Genomic DNA, 22989 nt, shown 5'->3' with positions numbered 1-22989 from the left:
TAATAAAATTACAATAGAAAAAACAAAGGAACTAAAATATCATTGTTCCTTTGTTTTTTATCGATTCACCCAAATATTTTCCATTTGTTGACCAACTAAATTTAATAATTCTACAGTAAGTTTATCAATATCTTCACCTAATTTTATTCCTCTTTCATAATCAATCCACTCATTCCAAACGTAATCAAACTTTTTAATTGTAGATTGGCTATTTTTTCCGATTTGAAAAGCAAATAAAATAATATTTTTATCAATTAATTTACCTATAACTTCTTTTGTGGCTCCTGGAAAACTAGCTGCGCCATCTGTTATTTCAAAAATCATTTGAATTTTTTTCCCTGATTTTAAAAGTTGTTCATCCTTACTAGTCAACAGCTCTAAAATTTCTTTCAAGCAACTTGCATCATCTGTATTGCCTTCTTGACCATTTAAATGACTAATAGATTTTATCAGTTCACTTTCAATTTCTGTTTTCTCGTGAGTATGACTATTTTTCACTTGATAGTAATGGCTGCCAAAAAAATAGGTGGCACTAGTTAGGTTAATAGCTTGATTTCCTGTTATTGATTCTTGTTTTAAAAGATGAGAAAAATCTTCTAAGGATAGTAAAGTTGCTGCTAAGGCTTTTCGTGCTGCATCAATTTTTACTTCATTCATTGAACCAGAATTATCTACTAAAAAAATAATTTCTATATTTTCTGGTAAAATGTTAGATTGTGTTACTAAAATATGGCGATTAAAAAGAGCTAAATTTTTATAGTTGCCAATTTTTTCAGCTTCTGATAAAGAGACATACTGCCTAATAACACTATTAATATCCAATTTTCCTTTAAGCTGCTGATTTACTTTCGTACTTACTTCTTTTTTTGCTTGTCCTATTAATTTTTCCCAAAAAAGAGTCATCTCTTGCCTTATTTTTTTCGTTTCATTTACATAGTATTGGTAAATATGTTGATCTATCTTACTCACACCGTAAGCTTCTAAATTTATTTTAGGGTCTAATAATTGTTTAAGTGTAACATCTGCCTGCTCTTTTTCCTCAGACAAAGTTTCTAGTAATTCCTGTTTTTCATCTGCTCCCATTTCGATCGCTTCAGCTGGTTTTTCTTGCTCTTGATTTAACCATTCTTCTATTTCCTTATAAGGCTCTTTTCCAGTTTGAGTTTGAACTAACATCTGATCAATTTCTAGTTGCCACTGAACTTTGAATTCTGGATAGATAAAAACTCTAAAAAAATCTTCTCTTTCTTCCAGTGAACTATTATTATTTATTTCTTCAACAACTTGTTGATAAACAAAATCGAAATAGGCTTTACCAAATAGCTTTTTTCTGTAAGGATTTTTATCAAAATTAGTCACTATTTGATTTTCTGAATCAATCATACAGAGTAAAAAACTTTTCGCAAATAATTGATTAGTAGGCAATTGATTAATCATCTTTTTGGAAAAATAAGTTACTTTCAAATAGTTTTTTATGTACTCTTGATAAATTGGTTGTCTATAAATAGGACAAAGTTGGAACACTCGTACTAAAGAATAAAAATTATCCCATTCAAAAAAAAGAGTATTTATTTCTTTTTTTATATAAGTAACTAACTTTTCAGGTTTAAACAAGTCATTTTTTTCCATACCTAGTTCTTTTATTTTTTGGTACAAATAAGTTGTCATTTCATTAATTTCTTTTTTGAAACGTTCTAAGCGTAAGAGATAACTCTCAGGATTCTTTTGCCATTCGTGATAAAGGGCAAGGTTGTAGTAAACATGCCATAAGATAATTTGCTCTGATTCTTTATTTTCTAAAACTAGAGTAGCTGGTAAATACACTTCTCTTTGTTTTAGATTCCATGTGATCGTTTCATTCGTCAAATCGGGCACATATCGTAAACGATTATCTTTGGTAAAAGTCACTAAATTAGGTTGCTCTTTTGTAATAAACTCCTCACATTTTTTCTCCGCTAACTCGGAAAATTCCATGCTTTGCTCAGTAATCATATCTTCACCTCCTTATTCATACAAAGCTAGTTCTAATAAATCTGTCTTTTCCTTGATTTCTTTATTAATAGTAGCAATGTCAAATAAACCATCACTATTAATAAAAAGAAATACTTTATTAAAATGATAAGCTTGAGTAAAAAAAACTTCTTTTTTTGTTGCATAAGGATTTAATTGCCAGCTCTGATTAAGTTCTTCTAGTAAATATAAATCTCCTGAATCACTGAGAATAACAGCATTTTTTTGTTGAATAGTCATAGCAAAAAGGTTACCTGAATCAATATTCATCGTAGCTACTATTTCTAAATTATTCTTAAAACACTTCATTAAAGTTACTGCTCCATGATTTCCTAATACAAAGATTAACAAATAATTTTCTTGGTACTCAGAAATAAAAAAATTAGTTATACTACTACCTAAATTTAATTCAGCAACGATTTCTAATTCATTTTGATTAACTCTTAGATATACAACTTTTCCATCCTCATCTCCTAATAAAATATCAGTTGTATTAATAGTTAACAATGTTGACCATCTTTTTATTGTATTTCTTGGTAAACAGTAGGTTTTAATTACTAGGTGGTTTGTCTTCTTCTTAAAGATAATTTGCTTGAGAAAATTAAAATCTTTGTATCCCCAAAAAGTATGATCTATCATTTCAGATATCTCATATAAATCTTGTAATTCACTTGAGTTATCTATTTCAGTAAATTCTAGTTCCAATTGTTTTTTCTCAACTAGTTCACCTAAATAAACTGTTCCTTTCTCTGAAAGAACTATAATAGAATCTTCGTCTACAGGTATTAAGTCTCTGATTATTTCTGAAAACACACTAGGATTCCCTATTTGTTTCACTGTATGTTGAGTTTCTTTTTCTTTAAGAATTTCTATTAATTCTATAGAATTATCATTTAATAAGGAAACTATCAGAGTATTTTTTAAAGGAATTATTTTCTTATATGGCATATGTTGACTCAAGTGATTACTATCAAATACTTCATGAAAATCAAAACGAGTTTGTTTCTTTATAACCGGAAGTTCTTGATAGTTTGAAAAAAAATCACTTAAAATTGATTGTTGTTTTTCCTCTAATTCGTCTAATTGCTGTTGAAAACCTTTGGGTATCTTTCCTTCAACTTTCGCTAAATCAAAAGCATCTCTTAATTCTGTTACCTTGCTAAAAAATAATTGCTGTTCATTAGTTTTATTAGTCACTCTCTTCACCTTTATTCAAATAATCATACAGAGTTTTCGTATATTCTAAGCTTTGAAGTTTCTTCTCAATTTCTTGAAAGTCTTTGACATTTAAAACATTAGTTTGTAAGTTTTCTTCATTTAAAAAAGGAAATGGCTTCTTTCTTTTTTCTGGTTGCGTAAATAAAATATTAATTACATCAAAATAACTTAATATTTCAGTTTGTCCTCTTTGATAACTATAAGTGTCTAACCTTAATTCCTCATAGGACACCAATCTAGCATAGGTTAATACTTTGCCTAATTGCCACCCATCAGTTTCTTTAAAAAATCCAAACCTTAATGCCTGAGAAAGTATATAATACTGATCACTAGGATAGGTTATTGAACTAATAAAACCATCCCATAAAGCTTTAGAAAAACATTTTTCTTCTCCGTAGTTCCAACTGTTTAATACATGTATAATATTTCGAATAGACAAAACTGCTTCCTTCAATCCTAAAGAGTAAGTACTCTCACTTTCTTCATTATCCACATATTTTCCCATAAAAACTTCTTGAGTTAAGCGTGATAATTGAGCAAACCTAAATAATTCATCTAAGGTTTCATTTTTTTGTGGCAATTCAATTGAACCATCATCATTTGCTAATGTTGAAAGGATAACTCTAAATAACTCGTTTTCTTCATTTTTTTTTACAAATTTTAATTCACCTGATAGTTGTTGCGGAACATAGTTGTATTCAATTGTTACAAAACGAGATTGAAATGCAGGATTTAGTTGATTAGTTCCTTCATAATGAATTAAATCTGTAGACAAATTCCCAGTTCCAATAAAACCAAAACCTTGCTTAATTTCTATAGGACCAACACCTGTAATATAAGCTGTTTGTCCTACATGGCGTTGTAATAAGTCATTCAAAGCAATTAAATTTTGCATAGCAATTGTGTTTAATTCATCAACAATAACTGGACGGCCTTCTTTAAGAGCTATTAATATCTCTCGTTCTATTTTTTTAACAGTCGTACCAAAAGAGTTATTTTTAGCAATAAATAAATCTGAAAAACTTTTCCAAATTTGTACTCTTAATTGTAAAGCTTCCTCTGATGATAAATTAGTTGAGTATGTGCCATGTTCAGTCATCCAATTTAAATAATCTGCCACCATTTCATTTAAATAATCTGAAAAAGAATCTTGATTAAAATGTTGCTCTAAACTTAATGTCTTTTCAACAAACATATCTTCATAGGTTAGATTGTGTGAGCCTGAAATAAATAAAGGTTCTAATTGCTGCCGTTCTTCTTTTGTACCTGCTTTTCTTATTCTTTCATATAAAGAAATTTGTTTTGTATATTCATCTAAAAAATGATTGTAAGCCTCATATTTAGATGCTTCTTGATGTTTATTAAACCAATGCTCCATTTCTTCTTCTAAAGCAACTTGGATTTTTTCTTGGACTACATAATCTACTGCTGCTTCAATTGCTAGCTGTGTTTTCCCACTACCTAGATGTCCGACTAAATAAACTGGTTGGCTCTTTTCTAGACATTCAATCACTTTCTCTTTAGTCCGTGTCACATAAGGAACCGGTACTAATTGCTGCTCTTTTTGGCATTTAATATCAGTGAGCCACTCCTTTTTATAAAAAGCAATCCAAGCCTCTGGAGATTCTTTTATTAATAGCTTTAAGTCACTATTATGCTGATTAATTTTATCTACATAGTAGCGGGTGGCTTCACTACTTAAATTTTCATGGTTGATTCTTAATATTTTTCTTTCCCAATGCAATAGAAATTTTTCATAAGCTATTTTTCCTGAAATCTCATCTATCTTTTTATAGTAGTCACTAACTTGAGAGTCAACAAACTGTCTATACTCATCTACTAATGATTTTGTTGTTTCTTTTATTTCACTTGGTTTATGGTTTGATCTAAATACGCTTAAAAATTCAGAATCAGTTTTATTTTGCTTATTTTCTTGATGTTTTTTCAAAAGTTCACCTTGAAGAAACTTTGCGTAGTCTTCTTTCAATGATTTTTCTAGGGTAGTTATTTCGTACACTTTGAAACCTTCTTCCTAATAATTAAGTAATGAAAATAAGAGGCTGACTGATAAATTAGCCAACCTCTTACTTATTTCTAAAACAGCCTCTTAAAGAATATGGTATGTTTTCAATAATTCTTCAATATCAGTATCTTTTATTTTTTTCATTATTTTATGTTTAACAAGTGGTGGAATATGAATGTCAGGTTGTTCACCGTCTAATAAACTTAATCCCGCATATAATAAGTAGCGAATATCATAACGAGTACCAATAACTTCTGGAACACCTTTTTCAACACCCGTTAAGACGTAAACAGCTTCCATAGCAGTTCTACCAGAGTACTCAATTGTAAAGACAGTATCACGACCTGGATCATCTAATGTTTCAGCAAATTGGCCTAAAAAGGCAAAGTTAACAGCATTTTTTGGCACAACATATGGACGGTCTCCTTCTTCACGAGGCATGAATTGTGAAGTGATGTAAGGCATCATAACTGGGATTGCTGTACATGATTCAGCTAATTCTTCAATTTCATTGATTGGCACACCAATGTGATACAACCATTCTTTAGTGATTTCTTTACCTGTACAATCACGCATAGCTTTTTTAATGTAGTCACCAGGAACATCTGAGAATAAACCATATACCCAAACAACAACATCTTCTTCTGGTTGACCAATGTATTGTTCTTGGCGGTTGATTGTCCAACTCATTAACCAAGAAGAGTCTAAAGCTGAAATAATACCACCAGTTACTGTTTTACCGCCATAAGGAGAACGTTTTGTAATTTTTTCAATATACTCAGGTACTCGTTTGTCATGACAAGTCACTGTACATGACTCCCAATTTGATTGTTCTGTATCTCCACAGAATTTTTCTGGGTTACCAAAATCTGGAGATTGTTTAGCAATGTTTTTCCATAAACGCCAACAACCAGTTTCTGACTCTTTATTAAATGGTGCTGGTGTATTATCATCTCCATAACCAGAAGCTTCTGTCATGGAACCATTGGTAATAAATATTAAGTCATTCTTTGTTAACTCTATAGAAATGTCATTTCTTTCTTTATCATAAGCTACTATTTTTTTAGCTACTTTTTTATCAGATGTGATATCAAATTCAACGGTTTCTACAGTGACACCATATTGGAATTTTGCTCCATGATCTTGTAAATATTTAACCATTGGTAAAACAAAAGAAGTAAATTGATCATGACGTGAAAATTGTAAGGCTGATAAATCTGGTAGACCATCTACATGATGGATAAAGCGGTTCATATATAATTTCATCTCTAAAGCACTATGCCAATTTTCAAAAGCAAACATTGTACGCCAATAAATCCAGAAATCACTATCTAATAACTCATCAGAAAAAACATCTTCAATTGTTTTATTTTCTAATGATTTGTCTGACATATTAACAAAACCTGCTAACTCTTTAGCTAAGTCCATGCCTAAATTAAATTTACCATTATCATAACGTTCACCACGATTTTTTGTCACACGACAATTACTTGAGTTTGGGTCATCATAGTTTGTATAGAAAAAGTAATCTAATACACTCATCTCTGGATTTTCAGTTGAAGGTAGGGAACTAAACAGACTCCACAGTACCTCAAAGCAGTGTCCCATCTCACGACCACCACGAGCTACGTAACCAGCATTTTGACGAACAGCTCCATCTAAAGAGCCTCCCGGAATATCTAATTGTTCTAAGAATGTAATCTTACTACCTTCCATATGTGCATCTCTAATTAAAAAACAACCTGCTGCTAAAGCACCAATTCCTGTTCCAATTAAATAAGCTTGTTTGTCATCAATTCCTTCTGGTTTTCTTGCTTGTACTAAAGAATGATAGGTTCCATTAGTTAAAGTAAGTCTTGGATCATGTGTTTTTAGTTCCATGATAAATGCCCTCTTTCTGATAAAGTTTTTATTATCTAAATAGTTAGTAATCTTTAAATAACTATTCTTCTGATTGATACAAGATTAGTATAAATAGTTCACAAAGGGATTTCATTAGACAAAAAAAGCAAATGTATCAAAAGAATACATTTGCTTTTGTTTGATTAAAATTTAGGCACTGACCACTAAATGTCTAAAAAATTAGATAATTCATTTATAGCAGCACTACGTGTTAAAGCTGTTTCTACTGTACCGTCTAATAAAAAACCAATTCGCTGGATGATTTCCTCTGGCTCTTCCTTCATACCAGAATGAATCCATCTAATAACCATACCTGATAACGCACATTGAAAAAATGCAACTAATAACGCTTTATCTGATTCAGAAGTAGAAACATTCTTATCTCTATTATTAACATAACGCTCCATCATATTTCCAGAGACATTGTAAATATACCTAATCAATTCTTCTTGTTGCATGGAGTCATATACATGATAAATAGCCTTTTTATTTGCTAAGGCAAATTTAGTTGCAACTTTAAAGCTATCTTCCCAAGACAATGTTTCGTTAAATTCTGTAATAACTCTTTGTAATTCTTTTTCAAAAATTTCTGATAGTAATTCATATAAATCAGAATAATAATAATAAAATGCATTACGATTGATTTCACAAGCACAAGCTAATTCTTTTACTGTTATTTTTTTTAATGGTTTTTCATTAAGCATATTAATAAACGTGTCGTGAATTAATTTTTTCGTATACTGTTTTGCCAAAAAAATCACCTCTTAATTTATTATACATTGATAAATTAAGAGATGTTACCTAAATTAAAAAGATTTCAAATTAATTTCAATTATATATGCTTAATATTTCTCTACACTAATATTTTGATGTTGATTTAAATAATCATCTAAAGCAACAGGATTACTATTTTTTCAATGCTTATCAAAAAACGTTAAAGAAATTTAATTAATTTTATCAAAGGTTCCTTTATAATCAGCACCCTTAACAGCTACTAAAGGAGATAATCCTGCTAAATCTGTAAAACTACCATGATCTGTATTAGGTAAATTTAATTTATAAACACCAGGTTGGTTAACTTAGTCATTTCTAATACCACACTCTACAAATAACGAATCTTTTTCTTCTTTCATATTTTTAATCGTATCACTACTCATTAGTCACTGCATCAATTAGGTCTTTACGTGATTTAAAGTGATGATAAAATGCCCCCTAGTAATTCCCCCAACATCATCAATCACTTCTTGAATCGTTACTTTTTCCCAACCATAAATAGTAAAGAGTCTAACTGCTGAATCTAAAATGGCTTTCCTTGTTTTTTCTGGGTATTTATTTCTAGCCATTACTTTCACCTCACTATACATGCATTTATATGTATGATAAAATAATATCTTTTTTAGTTTGTCAAACAAAAAGAGGACTATGGCAAAATTATGCCACACTCCTCAAGTTTTTAAATACTACTTGCATCATATCCTAAATCTGTAATAACTTCTAATACTTTATCTAAAGGGATTTTGGTTTCATCAAATTTAACTTTAGCTTCAGCATCTTTTAGTTTTACTTTAATTTTATCAACACCATCTAATTCAGAAACAGCCTTTTCAACTTTTGCCACGCAATGATTACAACTCATACCATCAATTTTTATTTTTTGTTTCATGTTTACCAACCTTTCTTTTTCACAATTTACATTTGTAGTTAATATAATTATAATAAACCTATTTTAAGTTTAAGTCAAATAAAAAAGCTGTGACATAATTTATGTCACAACCTCTTCTTTAACAAATAATTATAATTCTGCTCCATTTGTTTCAATCACTTTTTGATACCAATAAAATGATTTTTTAGGTGTTCTGTCTAATGAACCATTTCCCTCATCATCACGGTCTACATAGATAAAACCATATCTTTTACTCATCTCACCTGTGCCTGCACTAATTAAATCAATACAGCCCCAAGGTGTGTAGCCGATTAAATTGACACCATCATCAATCGCATTAGACATCTCTTCAATATGTTTTTTAAAGTACTCAATACGATAATCATCATTAATCGTACCATCTGCTTCTACTTTATCAAAAGCACCTAGCCCATTTTCAACAACCATTAATGGTACTTCATAACGAGAGTAAATTTGATTTAAAGTATAGCGAAGTCCAACTGGATCTATTTGCCAACCCCAATCACTTGTTTCTAAATATTCATTGGATACACCACCAAATAAATTACCACCAGTTTTATCATTTCTCTCATCAATATCAGAGGTAATGCAAGTTGACATGTAATAGCTGAAAGTATAATAATCAACAGTTCCTTCTGAGATTAAAGCCATCTCTTCTGATGAAGATTTTAAATCAATATTTTCTTTTTTAAAGAAACGTGTCATAAAATAAGGATACTTACCTTTTACTTGAACGTCCCCACAGAAATAATTTAGATGATCATTTGCTTCCTGAGTTTTTAGGACATCTTCTGGTTTACATGTTTTTGGATACATTGTAATGTAAGCTAACATACAACCTATTTTAAAATCAGGATTGATAGCGTGCCCTGCAATAACAGCTTTTGATGATGCCACAAAAACATTATGTAATGCTTGATACTGCTCTTCTACTGTGTATTCACGGTTAAATAAGCCATTAATTCTCTTACCATGCTCAAGAGTACCAAAGTTAATTTCATTAAAAGTTAGCCAGTATTTCACTTTATCTTTGTAACGTTTAAATAACGTTACAGCATATCTTTCGTAAAAATCAATTGTTCTCTTGTCTAAAAAGCCATCGTAAGTTTCTCCCAAATGATATGGTAGTTCAAAGTGAGAAATTGTTACTAGTGGTTCTATGTTATGTTTAATTAATTCATCAAATAACTCATCATAAAATTGTAAACCAGCTTCGTTTGGTTCTGTTTCATCTCCATTTGGAAAAATACGTGTCCAAGCTATAGATAATCGGTAAACTTTAAAACCCATTTCAGCAAATAAAGCTATATCTTCTTTGTAACGATGGAACATATCAATTCCTGTATGACTTGGATAATAGTATTCATCTGTATTGATTACTTTATCAAAAGTTCTACGAGTACTTGAAGTTCGACTACCGGCTCTGTTGTGATCGCTAATGGAAGCTCCCTTTCCATCAACATTCCAAGCTCCTTCAGCTTGATTGGCTGCAGTTGCTCCGCCCCATAAAAAATTCTTTGGAAAACTCATGTTTACCCCTACTTTCTTAATCTGAATTTAGTTAGTTAAAACAGCTGTAAATAATAGATTATCTTTGTTAACCTCTTTTTCATCCGTCAAGATAATATCAGCATAATCCAGTGTATTCGTATTTATTACAAGTACTTGGCTACTATAACCAGCTTCTTCAATCCCTTTAACATCAAAGCTAGCTAATTTATCACCTGTTTTAATTTTTTGACCTTCTGTAATAAATATTTCAAAATATTCACCTTCTAGTTGAACCGTATCAACACCAATATGAATCAGCAATTCCATACCATTGTCTGAAATTAAACCAATGGCATGTTTAGTTGGGAAAACAGTCATGACTGTTCCGTTAAAAGGTGCATAAACTACACCTTCTGTTGGCTCAACTACTGCTCCACGACCAACAACACCCTCTGCAAAAACTGGATCTTTTGCTTGGTTCAGTGGTAATACATTCCCTTTTACAGGTGAGACAATTTCTTCTTTACTAATTTTTTTACCTTGTCCACTAACTTGTTTTTTAGCTTCTTCTTTATTTAAAGTAACAGTTGGCTCATCATCATTAAATCCTATCATCCAAGCTAAGCCAAAACCAACTACTAAAGCTACTACATCAAGAACCATACTATAAATGGCTAATTTAATATCTCCATCTGGTGAAATCATTGAAGGATATCTAAATATTCCTAATCCACCCATTTGATAAGCTTGAACTCCTAATCCCATGGTGATTGCACCAATCACACCACCAACAATTGAAGATGCCCAAAATGGTTTTTTCTTAGGTAAAGTGATACCGTAAATGGCAGGTTCTGTTACACCAAAAATTCCTGAAATAAATGCTGGGATTGATAACTCTTTTAATTTTGCATTTTTAGTTTTTAACATAACGGCTAACACAGCACCTGTTTGTGCAAATGAAACACTACCGCTTGGAGTTAAGATAGATGTTGGATCACCTTGTGATAAAGCTATGATTGCAAAAGGAATCACGGCCCAATGCATCCCAAACATTACTAATACTTGCCATGCAAAACCTAATACTGCACCATAAAGAATAGGACTAAACGTTTGAATACCGATTAATGCGGCACCTAGACCATCTGATACAATGTTCATAACAGGTCCAATTGCTAAAAACGTTAATGGTATAGTAATAAGAGCAACAAAGAAAGGTACTAAAAATAATTTCACCACATCTGGAATAATTTTTTTAAGTTGTCTTTCTAAAAAAGCTGCGAAAGCTGTTGCGGCAATTATTGGCATAACAGTGGATCCGTACCCTGCTGGTGGAATTGAGAATGGTATATTAAAAAAGTTTAGTCCACCGGCCTCAGCAAAAGTCGCTGTTGCTGAGCCATCTATAAATCCTGTATAAACTAAACTAGAGGCAATCATCATCCCGACAAATGGAGAACCACCAAATTTTTTCATGGCAGTAAAACCAATGAAAATAGGTAAGAATAGGAATAATCCATCTCCCATTGCATTAAATACAGCGTACGTAGAACTCTCAGCAAATCCTGCTCCTAATGCAAAAGCTAAAATAGCATTCACACCTTTTAACATACCGGCAGCTGATAGTGGTGCTAAGATTGGTTGGAAAATAGATGAAATAATATCAACAAACTGATCGAATAAATTCCCTTTTGGTCCACTATTAGTTGGTTCTTCTAACACACCTAAAACCGCATCTACGTCGGCTCTAACGTCTGGAACATGATTTCCAATAACAACTTGATACTGGCCTCCAGATTGCATAACAGTTACAACACCATCCATATTTTTTAAAACTTCTGTATTAGCTTTACTCTCATCTTTTAGCTTAAATCGTAATCTTGTAATACAGTTCGTTAAGGAATTGACGTTTTCTTTTCCCCCAACTTCTTTCACAATATTTTTTGCTAACTCTTCATATTTTCCCATGATAAATCCTCCATAAATTTTTTAGTTTTATTAGAGGTTTCGCCAACTTAATGTAACGATCCGGATCCTTTCCAGTGGATCAAATACATCTCCTTTCTAAAAAATAATATATAAAATTAGGTTTTTATCCCTTAATTTTTACTCTTATCCATAATACGTGCTAAATGAATCGTAATGTAAACTTGCTCATCTGGTGAGACTTCGTAATTCCATCTATTAGCAAGTAGCTCCACAACTTTTTTTGTGGCAATATAAGCTTCTTTGTATTTTGTTGTAATCAGTTCAAATAATTCTGACTCTACTCTATTATCTTCTTCATGCTCGCCATTACTTGCTCTAATAACTCTTTCTGAGAAAAAGCGTAAGTGAGTGATAAATCGCTGAAAATAAATATCTTGCTCTACAAAGTTAATTTTTAATGTGTATTTGATTGTTGTTAAAATCTCTTCAATTAGCTGCGTTAATTTTATCGCATCTTCTGAACTGTTATCAATTTCAGCATTAACAATGTGAAGAGTTAAAAAACCTGCTTCATCCTCAGAAAGGTTAGTATTCATTTCTTCGTTAACCCAACGTATCCCCTCTTGAGCAATTGCTAATTCTTTTGGGAAAAAGCGTTTAATATCCCAAAGCAAAAAGTTTTTTAATTGAATATTTTTTTCGCTTCTTTGGATAGCTGTATGCAAATGATCTGCAAAAGAAAGGAAGGCAGTTTCATTCATTTCTTTATTTAATTTCTCTTTTGATTTTTTTAAAATTCGATAAGACATTTCAATAATATCTTCTGGAATTTCTGAGAGCATTTCTTCTACTCTTAAGGAATCTAAATCACCTTTTAACTCAAATGTTTTTTGGATTTTTTCATCATCAATATGGTTACCAACCTTTTTTTGAAATCCTAAGCCTGTTCCCATTAAAACAAGTTCCGTTCCATCATCCTTAAGAGCAATAACAACATTATTATTCAACACTTTTGATATGACCAATTTATTTTATCTCCCCTCTTTTTCACATACATTAGAAAAAAAGCATAAAAAAATACCCAAACAAACTCCTGCCATTGACTTGGAGTACTGTTTAGGTTTAGCTTAACTTAATAATGACTATCCTTATTACCTATAATCTAACATTAAAAAGGAAGCGTTGTCAATCATAAAAAATAACTAAGGCATAAGTTTTTACACTTACGCCTTAATTAGTTGGTTCATTATAAATATAGTTAATTTTATTTATGGATAAATACGGTGTAATAAACGTGGGAACGGACTTGCTTCACGTACATGCTCAATACCACATACCCAAGTAACAGTTCTTTCTAAACCTAAACCAAAACCTGAGTGAGGAACAGGACCATATTTTTGTAAATCTAAGTACCATTCATAATCTTTACGGTCTAAACCATCTTTTTCGATTTGTTCTAATAAGTACTCAAAACCAATAGCACGTTCACTACCACCAATGATTTCTCCATATCCTTCAGGGGCAATCATATCAGCACGAATAACAACATCATCTCTAGTTGGATGTGGTTTCATGTAGAATGGGCTCATTGATTTTGGATAGTTTAAGATGAATACTGGTTTTTCATAGTGATTTGCGATAAATGTTTCATGTGGAGAACCAAAGTCATCTCCCCAAGTAATATCTTCAAAACCATTTTTTTGTAATAATTCAACAGCCTCATCATAAGAAATACGTGGATAAGGTAATGTTGTGTATTTTTTAAGTAACTCTTTATCGCGTCCTAAAACGTCTAAAGCATAGTCACAGTTTTCTAAAACTTTTTCAATCATAAAAGCAACATATTGCTCTTGGATTTCTAAACTTTCTTCTTGAGTCACAAAAGCCATCTCAGGTTCCATCATCCAAAATTCAGTTAAGTGACGACGTGTTTTAGATTTTTCGGCTCTAAAAGTAGGGCCAAATGAGAACACTTTACCAAAAGCCATAGCTGCAGCTTCTAAGTATAATTGTCCTGTTTGAGAAAGATAAGCAGGTTCACCAAAGTAATCTGTTTCAAATAACTCTGTTGTTCCTTCTGGTGCACTACTTGTTAAAATAGGTGGATCAATTTTAATAAAGTTACGTTCGTTAAAGAATTCGTAAGTCGCACGAATTAATTCATTACGGACTTGCATAACTGCATGTTGTTTTGAAGAACGTAACCATAAATGACGATGATCCATCAAAAAGTCTGTTCCGTGTTCTTTTGGTGTAATTGGATAATCGTGACTTTCTCCAACTACTTCAATACCAGTAATTCCGATTTCATACCCGAATTTAGAACGAGTATCTTCTCTAATTTCACCAGTTACAATAACTGAAGTTTCTTGATTTAATCCTTTAGCTAAATCAAATAACTCTTCTCCAACTTCTGTCTTAACAACAACACCTTGGAAGAAGGCTGAGCCATCTCTTAAATTTAAGAAAGCAATCTTTCCACTTGAACGCTTATTAGCAATCCAAGCACCGATTTTTACTGTTTCGCCTACATGATTCTTTGAATCAATAATCTGAATTGTTTTCATTCCAACTCTCCATCCATACAATTTATTTTTTTGATTTTTTCTCGATAAACATTGCAATCTGATCAACAGCTTTGTCTAATGTTTCCATATCAGTGGCATAGCTTAGACGGATATGTTTATCCGTTCCAAACCCTTCACCAGTTACAACTGCAACGTGGGCTTCTTCTAATAAGTCATTCACCCAATTAGTCACATTATCATAACCACAAAGTGTTAAACACTCACTAACATCGGGATATAAATAAAAAGCTCCTTGCGGCTTCTCTAATTTAAATCCTGGAAGTTGACTCACTCGATTATAAAAGTGATTTAGACGTTCTTCAAAAACATCACGCATCACAGCTACTTGTTCTTGTGGTCCTGACAAAGCTTCTACTGCTGCATATTGACTAACAGTAGAGGGATTACTTGTTGCTTGAGAAGCAATCTTAGTCATTTGAGAAATAATTTCTTTATCTCCCATTGCATATCCAATTCGCCAACCAGTCATGGCATAACTTTTTGAAACACCATTAATAATTAATGTTTGCTTCATAATAGCTTCAGACAAAGTAGCAATTGGCGTAAAGACATTCCCATTATAAACTAGTTTACCGTAAATATCATCGGCAACAATCAAAATATTATGTTTAACTGCCCAATTTCCTATTTTTTCTAACTCATCAGCTGTATAAATAGCACCTGTTGGATTACATGGTGAATTTAATATGAAAGCTTTTGTTTTATCTGTTCTTACATTTTCTAAATCTTCAACAGTTATTTTAAAACCATTATCTTCATGTCCCATTGCAAAAACTGGTTTTCCCTCAGCTAATTCTACCTGAGACGCATAGCTTACCCAATAAGGAACAGGAATAATGACTTCATCATCTAAATTTAAAATAGATTGAAATAGAGTAAATAAAATAAATTTAGCCCCTGTACCAACCATTACTTCATTTGTTTGATAAGTTAAACCATAATCCTCTTTAGTTCTTTCAATAATACTTTGAATTAACTTTGGAATCCCTGCTACTGGTGTGTAAAAGCTTGCACTTCCATTTTTAATTGAGACAATAGCAGCATCTTGAATATTTTTAGGTGTTGCAAAGTCTGGTTCACCTAATGTTAAACTTAAAACATCAACGCCTTGTGCTTTTAAATTTTTTGCCTTTGCATCTGCAGCAAGTGTTGCTGATGGTGCTAGCCCTAATACTCTGTTAGATAACTTCATAAGACTCCTCCTTTTACTTAACTAATCGTATTGACAATCTCTCCCTGATTAAAATCAATTAAGTAGTACTTAATTCCCTGATCTATACTATCAGCTACTACTTCCCAAACAGGCTTGTTATCATAAAGACCTAATGAGACTTTTTTTATTTTCTTTGTTTCCTTTAAATCCAATACCTTTTGAACAGCTTCACTGCTCTCAATTCCTTTATCAGCATTCATCACGACAGCTTCTGTTCCATCTTGAGGAATAAAAACTATTTTTTCAGTATCACTTGCATCTTTTCCAACAACTGTAAAATATGTTTTTTCACGAGTAAACCAATAAAAATCATCCACTGTTTCAATATTAGCAATTTCCCTAGAAATTTTAATCCCTTGTTTTTTTGCTTTTCTCATTGGAGAAGCAGATTGGAATAACACTATGCTAATTAAAAGTACTGTTAAAATTAAGACTAATCCTATAATTTTAAGCTGACGATTACTTTTGCGATTCACACTATCGTCCCCCATTTCATTTTTCCTATTATATCAATTTTTCAGTTATTTTTCAGTAAAAAAAGTATTAATTTCAGTTAAAGCTTCATTTAAGTAACAATTTTTGACTGTTAAATCTTTTGGCAAATAATTCAGTAGCTCTTTACTATAACTAGAGCCTAGCAATCGGTAATCAAGTACCGCAATGATTCCCTTATCCTCTTCACTACGAATTAGACGACCAATTCCTTGTCTTAATCGGTTTCCCGCTTGAGGAATAGCTTCATCATAAAACGGATTTTTTCCTTCTTGCTCAAGAAAACGATACTTAGCTTCAATTAGTGGTCTATTTGGTGGATCAAAGGGAAGTTTAGTCATCATAATTAAATCTAGCTTAGGTAGATTCATATCTACCCCTTCCCAGAAACTATTAGCTCCTAAAATAATGCCACCGTTATTCTTAATAAATCGTTTAATAATTTTCTCTTTTGTTCCAGTAATACCTTGAACAAAAATTTCAGTTTCTTCAAACCTAATTTTATGGACTAGCTCTTTATAAACCTTTTGTAAAATTCGGTGGGAAGTAAATAAGACTAACATTGAACTTTGTTTAACTTGATACATCTCAACAATTGACTTGGTAATAAAATTAACATAATTTTTTTCATTACCAAAATCTTGATTCTCATAATCTTTAATGACTAACAACTCTGCATTATCTTGGTAGCTATACTTTTCTCTTAAAATAAATTTTTCAGGTGTTGGTAAATCAAGTTGCTCTTCAAAGTAATCAGAATCAATATTTAATTGTAAGGTACCACTCGTAAAGATTATCTTTTCAAAGTTTTGATACCAACTTGTTTCTTGAATAGAAACTTGTTTGAAATTAATTTCTTTTAGACACAAATGTTGTCTTTCTAAAGAAATTAATCTTGTAAATTCTATATCCTCAACTTTAAAAAAGTTAATAAAACTAGTAGTAAACTCCTTCAAGCTCGTTAAGGTATTAGCATATTCAAGGAGTAAAAAATACTCGTTATCAGTAGTTAAGTTTTTTCTCATTGATAACTCAGCAGTTGCTTGCTTAATTAATTGATTCATCTCTCTAAAGATAATCATGAGTTCTTTCATGTTTTTCTTCATAGCTGTTGGCCACTCCGAAACAAGTCCCAAATCTTTTAAATTTCTTTCTGGGCTGTGTTCTGTTAGCTTTCCAAATTGCATTAAGAATGTTTCTAACCACTGAATATCTTCTTTGGCATCTACTGAAAGTAAACTTAATAACTCAACTGATTTTTGTAATGTTTCATCATTTTTTTCTGTTAAGCAATCTTTTAAATCCTCAATCTCTTTTATTTGTCTAAGAAGTTTGTAAAGATACTTAAATGATAGCTGAGTCAGATTTTTTTCTTCTAAAGTATGGATCAATTTATGAGCTTCATCCACTACTAAGATGTTTGTTTTAGGAAGTAGTTTCGTTTCCCGATAAGTCTCCTCACATAAAAAAGAATGATTAACAATCAACACATCTGCCTGATTTTTTTTCTCTTCTAGAAAACATAAAAAATCTTCCTCATAAAACAAACTACTTTTATTCAATGTATGAATACCGTGATGACCGATATGCTCAAAGAATAAGTGCTTTTTATTTAAATTCAGCTCATCTAGATCTCCCGTTTCTGTTTCACGTAACCAATTAAGAACTGCCATTTGATTAATAATATATTGTTTTTGATGATTAGGCTCAGCTATCAAAGTTTTATAAAACTTATCTAAATCAATAAAATGGCTGCTACTCTTTAATATGACTGCATTGATATCAGAGTTAACTATTTTTTCTAATTGAGGAATGCTACGATACATTAGCTGTTCCTGTAACATAATTGTACTTGTAGAAATAATCACTTTTCCTTTATTAGAATAGATGATAGGCAATAAGTAACCTAGAGATTTCCCAGTCCCAGTACTTGACTCAACTAATAAATTTTTAGATTTTGTATCATTAGTTGTAAATTCATAGATACGATCCATCATTTGTTTTTGTTCTTCTCTATAGGTTAAACCACTATCTAAAAGTTGTTCCTTTAATGTTTCTTCTGAAGGATACTTTAATTTTCTGTGATGATTTATTTCTTTAAACTGGTAATTTTTGATTTTTAATGTAATCATATCTATTGTTTTGACGTAATCTAATAATTGATTAAGTGGATTTTTATCTTTTTTAGCTAGAGCTTTTTCAAAAATCAAATCATTATTAACACCTAAGAATTTAGATAGCTCTGTCATTTTAGCTAATGTCACATATGGTATCTCATCAATTTTTTTAACTAATTCAATAAAGATCTCCGCTGTTACATAAGCATCACTTAAAGCTTGATGAGGGTTGTCGTGAGCTAAATCAAAATGAGCTGCTAAATCTGTAACTCTAAAGCCTGTTGCTTGAGGAGACAAAATTTGTGCCAACTCCACTGTATCTACACAAGCAGCTGTTAAGGCTTTTTCTCCAGAGCGGGTGAGCTCACTGTTTAAAAATGCAAAGTCAAAGTAAACATTATGAGCTACAAACACACAGTCGTTTAACAACTCTTTTATAATCGGTGCTATATCCTCAAAATAAGGGGCACTAGCAACTTGTTGATTCGTTATACCTGTTAAGTATTCAATATTTTTAGGAATAGATTGAAGAGGGTTAACGTCTGTTGAAAAATGATTTATAATTTTTCTATTTTGAACTAAAACACAAGCAAATTGGATAATTTTATCCTTTTCTGTATTAGTTCCTGTTGTTTCGATATCAACAACTGCATAGATTGTTTGATCCTTCATTTTAACCGTCTCTCCTTTTGTGTCACTGCTTCTTATTATACAGATTTTGAAGAACTATTTCATCCATTTCCTATGCTATTTTATGAGTCATATTTTATTGCCTAGATTGTTTTAGCTAAGAAACTATGGTTAAATAGATGTATATAAAAAGTTTGATTAGGTGGACTATTAAAATTATGAGAAATTTAAAGATTGCAGGAGGGTTTGTCTTTATTTTCTGGTTGGTAGGTTTATTTCTAACCTATAGTAATAGCCTGTTCTGGTTCCTTTATTTAATAGTTTCTAGTATTGCCCTTATTTTAGCTGCTATTCTGTTATATCAAACAGAGTTTAAGAAAATATACCAATATGCTGACAAAGAATTCACTAAATTAAAAGTGAAACCAGCTGAAAGGATTAGCTATGACGAGGATGAGGAATACTACGAAGTATTAGATAACCAAAAAAGGCGTAAAAAACGACGTAAAAGACGAACTAGTACTTATTTAGAAACAACTATGCGAGAGAGAAAAAAAACCAGCGAACACTCTGGCTCTTCTAACGAAATTCATCGAATGTCTTCAATTAGAAACAAAGAATACCTTCATACAAAAATTAACCTTTTATACAATGGTGAGAAACAACAAATTCTTTTTGAAACCATTCAACGTTTAAAAGAAAATAACTTTTTTGTGACGTATTATGCAGGTGTGACTAACGAAGACTTGATTAATAACTTTGAAGAATATGAAGAACGTAATATTTTTGAGTTATATGATAATGTTATCCCAAATACCTATGCCAAAGTATTATATGAGCCAGAATCAGATAGCAACCGAATTGGTATTTTTCTTGGTGCTGCTGGGGATGCTGATGAAGAAGTTCTTTTAGGTTTTATTGACTTAGAAGATAGTTACAAAGCTGATTTATTACTAAAAAAATACGATAATATTCAAGTCTTCCCTACAATTTTAGGTGGTACTTATAAACGGGTTTATCGTAACAAAGAAGGAGAAATCAAAATCATTAAAGACTTTATTAATTATGATTTAACTATCTCTTTAGCATTCTATAACAACTAAAAAGGATTGAGCTTTTATGCTCAATCCTTTTTTTTGAAAACTTTTCTTTTTGAAATAACATAATTAATAACAATCGCTAAAACTTGAACCACTAATGCCCAGAAAAATTCATTTAATAATTTAGGAGTACCAATAAAGTTACGAGTTAATGTGTTGCTAAATAAAAAATGGTCATAAGGCAATTTTTCAAGATTAAAAAAACGAATCAAAGTATCGCTATAACGTTGAACTGCTAAAAAAGTAATACTAATGTCTAAGAAAAAAACAAATAGTCTGCCACTTAAAAAAACAAAAAACTGTTTTAATACAACCAACGGATTACTCTCTTTATCTAGAAAAACAAAATATTTATTAGTAAAAAAAGCAAATACTATAGCAGATATTTGAGCAACAATTACTGCAATTAATGAATTTCCTGTTAAGCCAACAACTAAAAATCTAGATACAAAATAAACAATAGTTGTTAAAACACCGAAAATTAAGTATAAAATCATTTCATTTTTTAGTAATTTTTTCATGAAGTTACCTATTCCTTATCATTCATCCAAATACCAGAAAGTACTCCTGCCACAGGGAATATAATCCATGAAATACTCCAAATACCAAAAACAAAACTAACTAATAAATAAACTGCTACAATCACTAGCCAAAAATTTTCATTAAACCTTTTCCAATATAGTTTATTTTTAATATCAGCCTCTGAAATCGAACTATCAATACCATTTTCTAATAAAAAGGTAAATCCACCCTTAACAGTTCCTCCATATATTAAAAAGAAACACCCAACAGTAGCAATTACAATAGTTCCACAGGCATAAAGTAAAATATTTTCTGTGTGTTGTGAACCAATTAAAACAGGAATTGATGATAAAATAACTAAAGTGATACCAATAATTAACGAAAAAACAAATGATTTTTCATAAGCTTTATTTTCATTTTTTATATAGTTTAAGTTTTGTGGTTCTGCTAAAAAACCTTTTTCTAGATAATTAAATCGACTAGCCTTTAAACCACTTGTAATAAATAAAGCCACTGCTACAGCAATAACAAACATACTTAAAATAACTCCAGTAATCACAGCTTCCAAATGAACTGCAAATATAATCATACTAGCAGCAATACCACAAAGAATTACACCAAAACCTACACCAGTTCCTAAACTCTTTCTCATAGCTATAAATTCGTCAATCTCTTCAAAACTTAATTGACTGTACAAACTTGTCTTAAATTCTTTATTAGTTTCTTGTTTTTTTATTTCTAATTCATTTAAAAGCTCATCAATATTACCAAACTCAGAAATAACTAAACCAATTGCTTCATTATCAGACAAACCATCTGACAATAATTCTTGATATTTCTCTTCCATATTAACTAAAATATCTTGCTTTAGTTCAGCTAATTCTTGTGTGTCAGGTAAATTCATAAATATTGTTTCAACATAATTATTTATTGTATTCATTTTTACTTCCTCCTAAAAACTTATCAACAACTTCTTTAGTAACTTCCCATTCTTTTTCTTTCTCTAAATAAAAGGCTAACCCTTCTGATGTGATTTTATAGTATGTTCTTTTTTTTCCAAATGTCTCTTCACCAGGATAGGCAATAATATACCCTTTCTTCGATAATCTTGTAAAAGCAGAGTATAATGTTGTTTCTTTTATAATATATTTTTCATCAGTAATTTTTCTAATCTTTTTAGATATCTCATATCCATAAGAATCTCCGTCAATTAAAATCGATAAAATAATAGAGTCATTATAACCTCTAATAATATCACTACTTATCATTATCTCACTCCCCATTTTACTTTATCCATCGTAGTAATATAATAGCATTATTACTACGACTAATCAAGTAATTATAAAAGTAAAAAACTAGAAGTATTTCATATAAAATGATATGATTTGGCTAGTAAATAGAAAAGGAGTTACCAACATGAAAATGGCTCATACATGTGTCCGTGTAAAAGATTTAGAAGCTTCAGTTGAATTTTATACGAAAGCATTTGATTTCAAAGAAAGTAGAAGAAGAGACTTCCCTGAAAATAAATTCACTTTAGTCTACTTAACATTACCTGGAGATGATTACGAATTAGAGTTAACATATAACTATGATTCAGAAGCATACGACTTAGGAAATGGTTACGGACATATTGCAATCTCAACATCTGATTTAGAAGGTTTACACAAAAAACATTCGGATTTAAATTTTAATGTAACTGATTTAAAGAATTTACCTGGTGTTCCACCTTCATATTATTTTATTATCGATCCAGATGGTTATAAAATAGAAGTTATTAGAGAAAAATAAAAAAGAGAAACACTAAAATGAAAGTTTAGTGTTTCTCTTTTTATTATTTTATGCAACAAAAAAAGCAAATCAATACGATTTGCTTAAGTACTCCGGCAGTAGGACTCGAACCTACGACATCATGATTAACAGTCATGCGCTACTACCAACTGAGCTATGCCGGATAATTATTATAAGCATGGCAACGTCCTACTCTCACAAAGGGAAACCCTTCACTACCATCGGCGCTAAGAAGCTTAACTTCTGTGTTCGGCATGGGAACAGGTGTATCCTTCTTGCCAT

General features: G+C 31.0%; 19 protein-coding genes, 1 tRNA gene and 1 rRNA gene. 2 read left to right on the top strand and 19 right to left on the bottom strand.

Annotated features, from left to right (window positions below):
• Positions 1-57: 57 nt before the first annotated feature.
• The 14 genes from DFR54_RS05155 to DFR54_RS05095 all read right to left on the bottom strand — a co-directional run bounded on the left by DFR54_RS05155 (position 58) and on the right by DFR54_RS05095 (position 19336).
• Positions 58-1992 carry a vWA domain-containing protein gene (locus tag DFR54_RS05155; protein ID WP_114289209.1) on the bottom strand — a complete coding sequence of 645 codons (1935 nt, stop codon included), beginning with the start codon at positions 1990-1992 and terminating at the stop codon, positions 58-60.
• A gap of 12 nt (positions 1993-2004) precedes the next feature.
• Positions 2005-3207, bottom strand: coding sequence for a hypothetical protein (locus tag DFR54_RS05150; protein WP_114289208.1), 1203 nt, complete (start codon positions 3205-3207; stop codon positions 2005-2007).
• On the bottom strand, positions 3200-5245 hold the full coding sequence (locus DFR54_RS05145; RefSeq protein ID WP_114289206.1) for a PhoH family protein: 2046 nt from the start codon (positions 5243-5245) through the stop codon (positions 3200-3202). Before DFR54_RS05145 ends, DFR54_RS05150 begins: the two co-directional genes overlap by 8 nt.
• A 90-nt stretch (positions 5246-5335) precedes the next feature.
• Entirely contained in the window at positions 5336-7132 is a 1797-nt protein-coding gene (locus DFR54_RS05140; RefSeq protein ID WP_114289205.1) for an oleate hydratase, read from the bottom strand.
• Positions 7133-7317: 185 nt separating this feature from the next.
• Complete coding sequence (locus DFR54_RS05135; protein WP_114289204.1) at positions 7318-7905, bottom strand: TetR/AcrR family transcriptional regulator; 588 nt, start codon at positions 7903-7905, stop codon at positions 7318-7320.
• A gap of 420 nt (positions 7906-8325) precedes the next feature.
• A complete protein-coding gene (locus DFR54_RS13210) occupies positions 8326-8496 on the bottom strand; it encodes a TetR/AcrR family transcriptional regulator (RefSeq protein WP_167800538.1) in 171 nt (56 codons plus the stop codon).
• Positions 8497-8606: 110 nt separating this feature from the next.
• The gene (copZ, locus tag DFR54_RS05130) at positions 8607-8816 is read right to left on the bottom strand and encodes a copper chaperone CopZ (RefSeq protein WP_114289202.1); all 210 of its coding nucleotides are present in this window, start codon (positions 8814-8816) and stop codon (positions 8607-8609) included.
• A gap of 129 nt (positions 8817-8945) precedes the next feature.
• Complete coding sequence (locus DFR54_RS05125; protein WP_114289201.1) at positions 8946-10367, bottom strand: glycoside hydrolase family 1 protein; 1422 nt, start codon at positions 10365-10367, stop codon at positions 8946-8948.
• A 27-nt stretch (positions 10368-10394) separates the two neighbouring features.
• Entirely contained in the window at positions 10395-12293 is a 1899-nt protein-coding gene (locus DFR54_RS05120; RefSeq protein WP_114289200.1) for a beta-glucoside-specific PTS transporter subunit IIABC, read from the bottom strand.
• A gap of 131 nt (positions 12294-12424) precedes the next feature.
• Positions 12425-13279, bottom strand: a complete 855-nt coding sequence (licT, locus tag DFR54_RS05115) for a BglG family transcription antiterminator LicT (protein ID WP_114289199.1) — start codon at positions 13277-13279, stop codon at positions 12425-12427.
• 243 nt (positions 13280-13522) lie between these two features.
• Positions 13523-14821 (bottom strand): asparagine--tRNA ligase, encoded by a 1299-nt coding sequence (asnS, locus tag DFR54_RS05110; protein WP_086341750.1) that lies wholly within the window; start codon positions 14819-14821, stop codon positions 13523-13525.
• Positions 14822-14843: 22 nt separating this feature from the next.
• Complete coding sequence (locus tag DFR54_RS05105) at positions 14844-16034, bottom strand: pyridoxal phosphate-dependent aminotransferase (RefSeq protein ID WP_114289198.1); 1191 nt, start codon at positions 16032-16034, stop codon at positions 14844-14846.
• A 17-nt stretch (positions 16035-16051) separates the two neighbouring features.
• Positions 16052-16531: a cell wall elongation regulator TseB-like domain-containing protein gene (locus tag DFR54_RS05100; protein ID WP_126809022.1), complete on the bottom strand. Its 480-nt coding sequence runs from the start codon at positions 16529-16531 to the stop codon at positions 16052-16054.
• A gap of 45 nt (positions 16532-16576) precedes the next feature.
• Entirely contained in the window at positions 16577-19336 is a 2760-nt protein-coding gene (locus DFR54_RS05095; protein WP_114289196.1) for a helicase C-terminal domain-containing protein, read from the bottom strand.
• Between the two features lie 176 nt (positions 19337-19512).
• On the opposite strand from DFR54_RS05095, the gene DFR54_RS05090 reads away from it, so the two are divergent.
• Positions 19513-20397: a hypothetical protein gene (locus DFR54_RS05090; RefSeq protein ID WP_086341464.1), complete on the top strand. Its 885-nt coding sequence runs from the start codon at positions 19513-19515 to the stop codon at positions 20395-20397.
• A 20-nt stretch (positions 20398-20417) separates the two neighbouring features.
• On the opposite strand, the gene DFR54_RS05085 is transcribed toward DFR54_RS05090, so the two are convergent.
• The 3 genes from DFR54_RS05085 to DFR54_RS05075 are packed head-to-tail and all read right to left on the bottom strand — an operon-like array spanning position 20418 to position 22184.
• Entirely contained in the window at positions 20418-20915 is a 498-nt protein-coding gene (locus tag DFR54_RS05085) for a GtrA family protein (protein ID WP_114289195.1), read from the bottom strand.
• Positions 20916-20923: 8 nt separating this feature from the next.
• Positions 20924-21856: a permease prefix domain 1-containing protein gene (locus tag DFR54_RS05080; protein WP_114289194.1), complete on the bottom strand. Its 933-nt coding sequence runs from the start codon at positions 21854-21856 to the stop codon at positions 20924-20926.
• Positions 21840-22184: a PadR family transcriptional regulator gene (locus DFR54_RS05075; RefSeq protein WP_086341461.1), complete on the bottom strand. Its 345-nt coding sequence runs from the start codon at positions 22182-22184 to the stop codon at positions 21840-21842. The genes DFR54_RS05080 and DFR54_RS05075 overlap by 17 nt, the downstream gene beginning before the upstream one ends.
• A 148-nt stretch (positions 22185-22332) precedes the next feature.
• Here DFR54_RS05075 and gloA point away from each other — a divergent pair, with 148 nt between their 5' ends.
• A complete protein-coding gene (gene gloA / locus DFR54_RS05070) occupies positions 22333-22707 on the top strand; it encodes a lactoylglutathione lyase (protein ID WP_086341460.1) in 375 nt (124 codons plus the stop codon).
• A 90-nt stretch (positions 22708-22797) separates the two neighbouring features.
• Here the strand turns inward: gloA and DFR54_RS05065 are convergent.
• Positions 22798-22871: transfer RNA gene (locus DFR54_RS05065), tRNA-Asn, on the bottom strand.
• A gap of 12 nt (positions 22872-22883) precedes the next feature.
• Positions 22884-22989: ribosomal RNA gene (gene rrf / locus DFR54_RS05060) — 5S ribosomal RNA — on the bottom strand; the annotation flags it as partial.

Source organism: Vagococcus fluvialis (assembly GCF_003337315.1).
Lineage (GTDB): Bacteria > Bacillota > Bacilli > Lactobacillales > Vagococcaceae > Vagococcus > Vagococcus fluvialis.
This window is presented reverse-complemented; position numbering and strand designations above follow the sequence as displayed.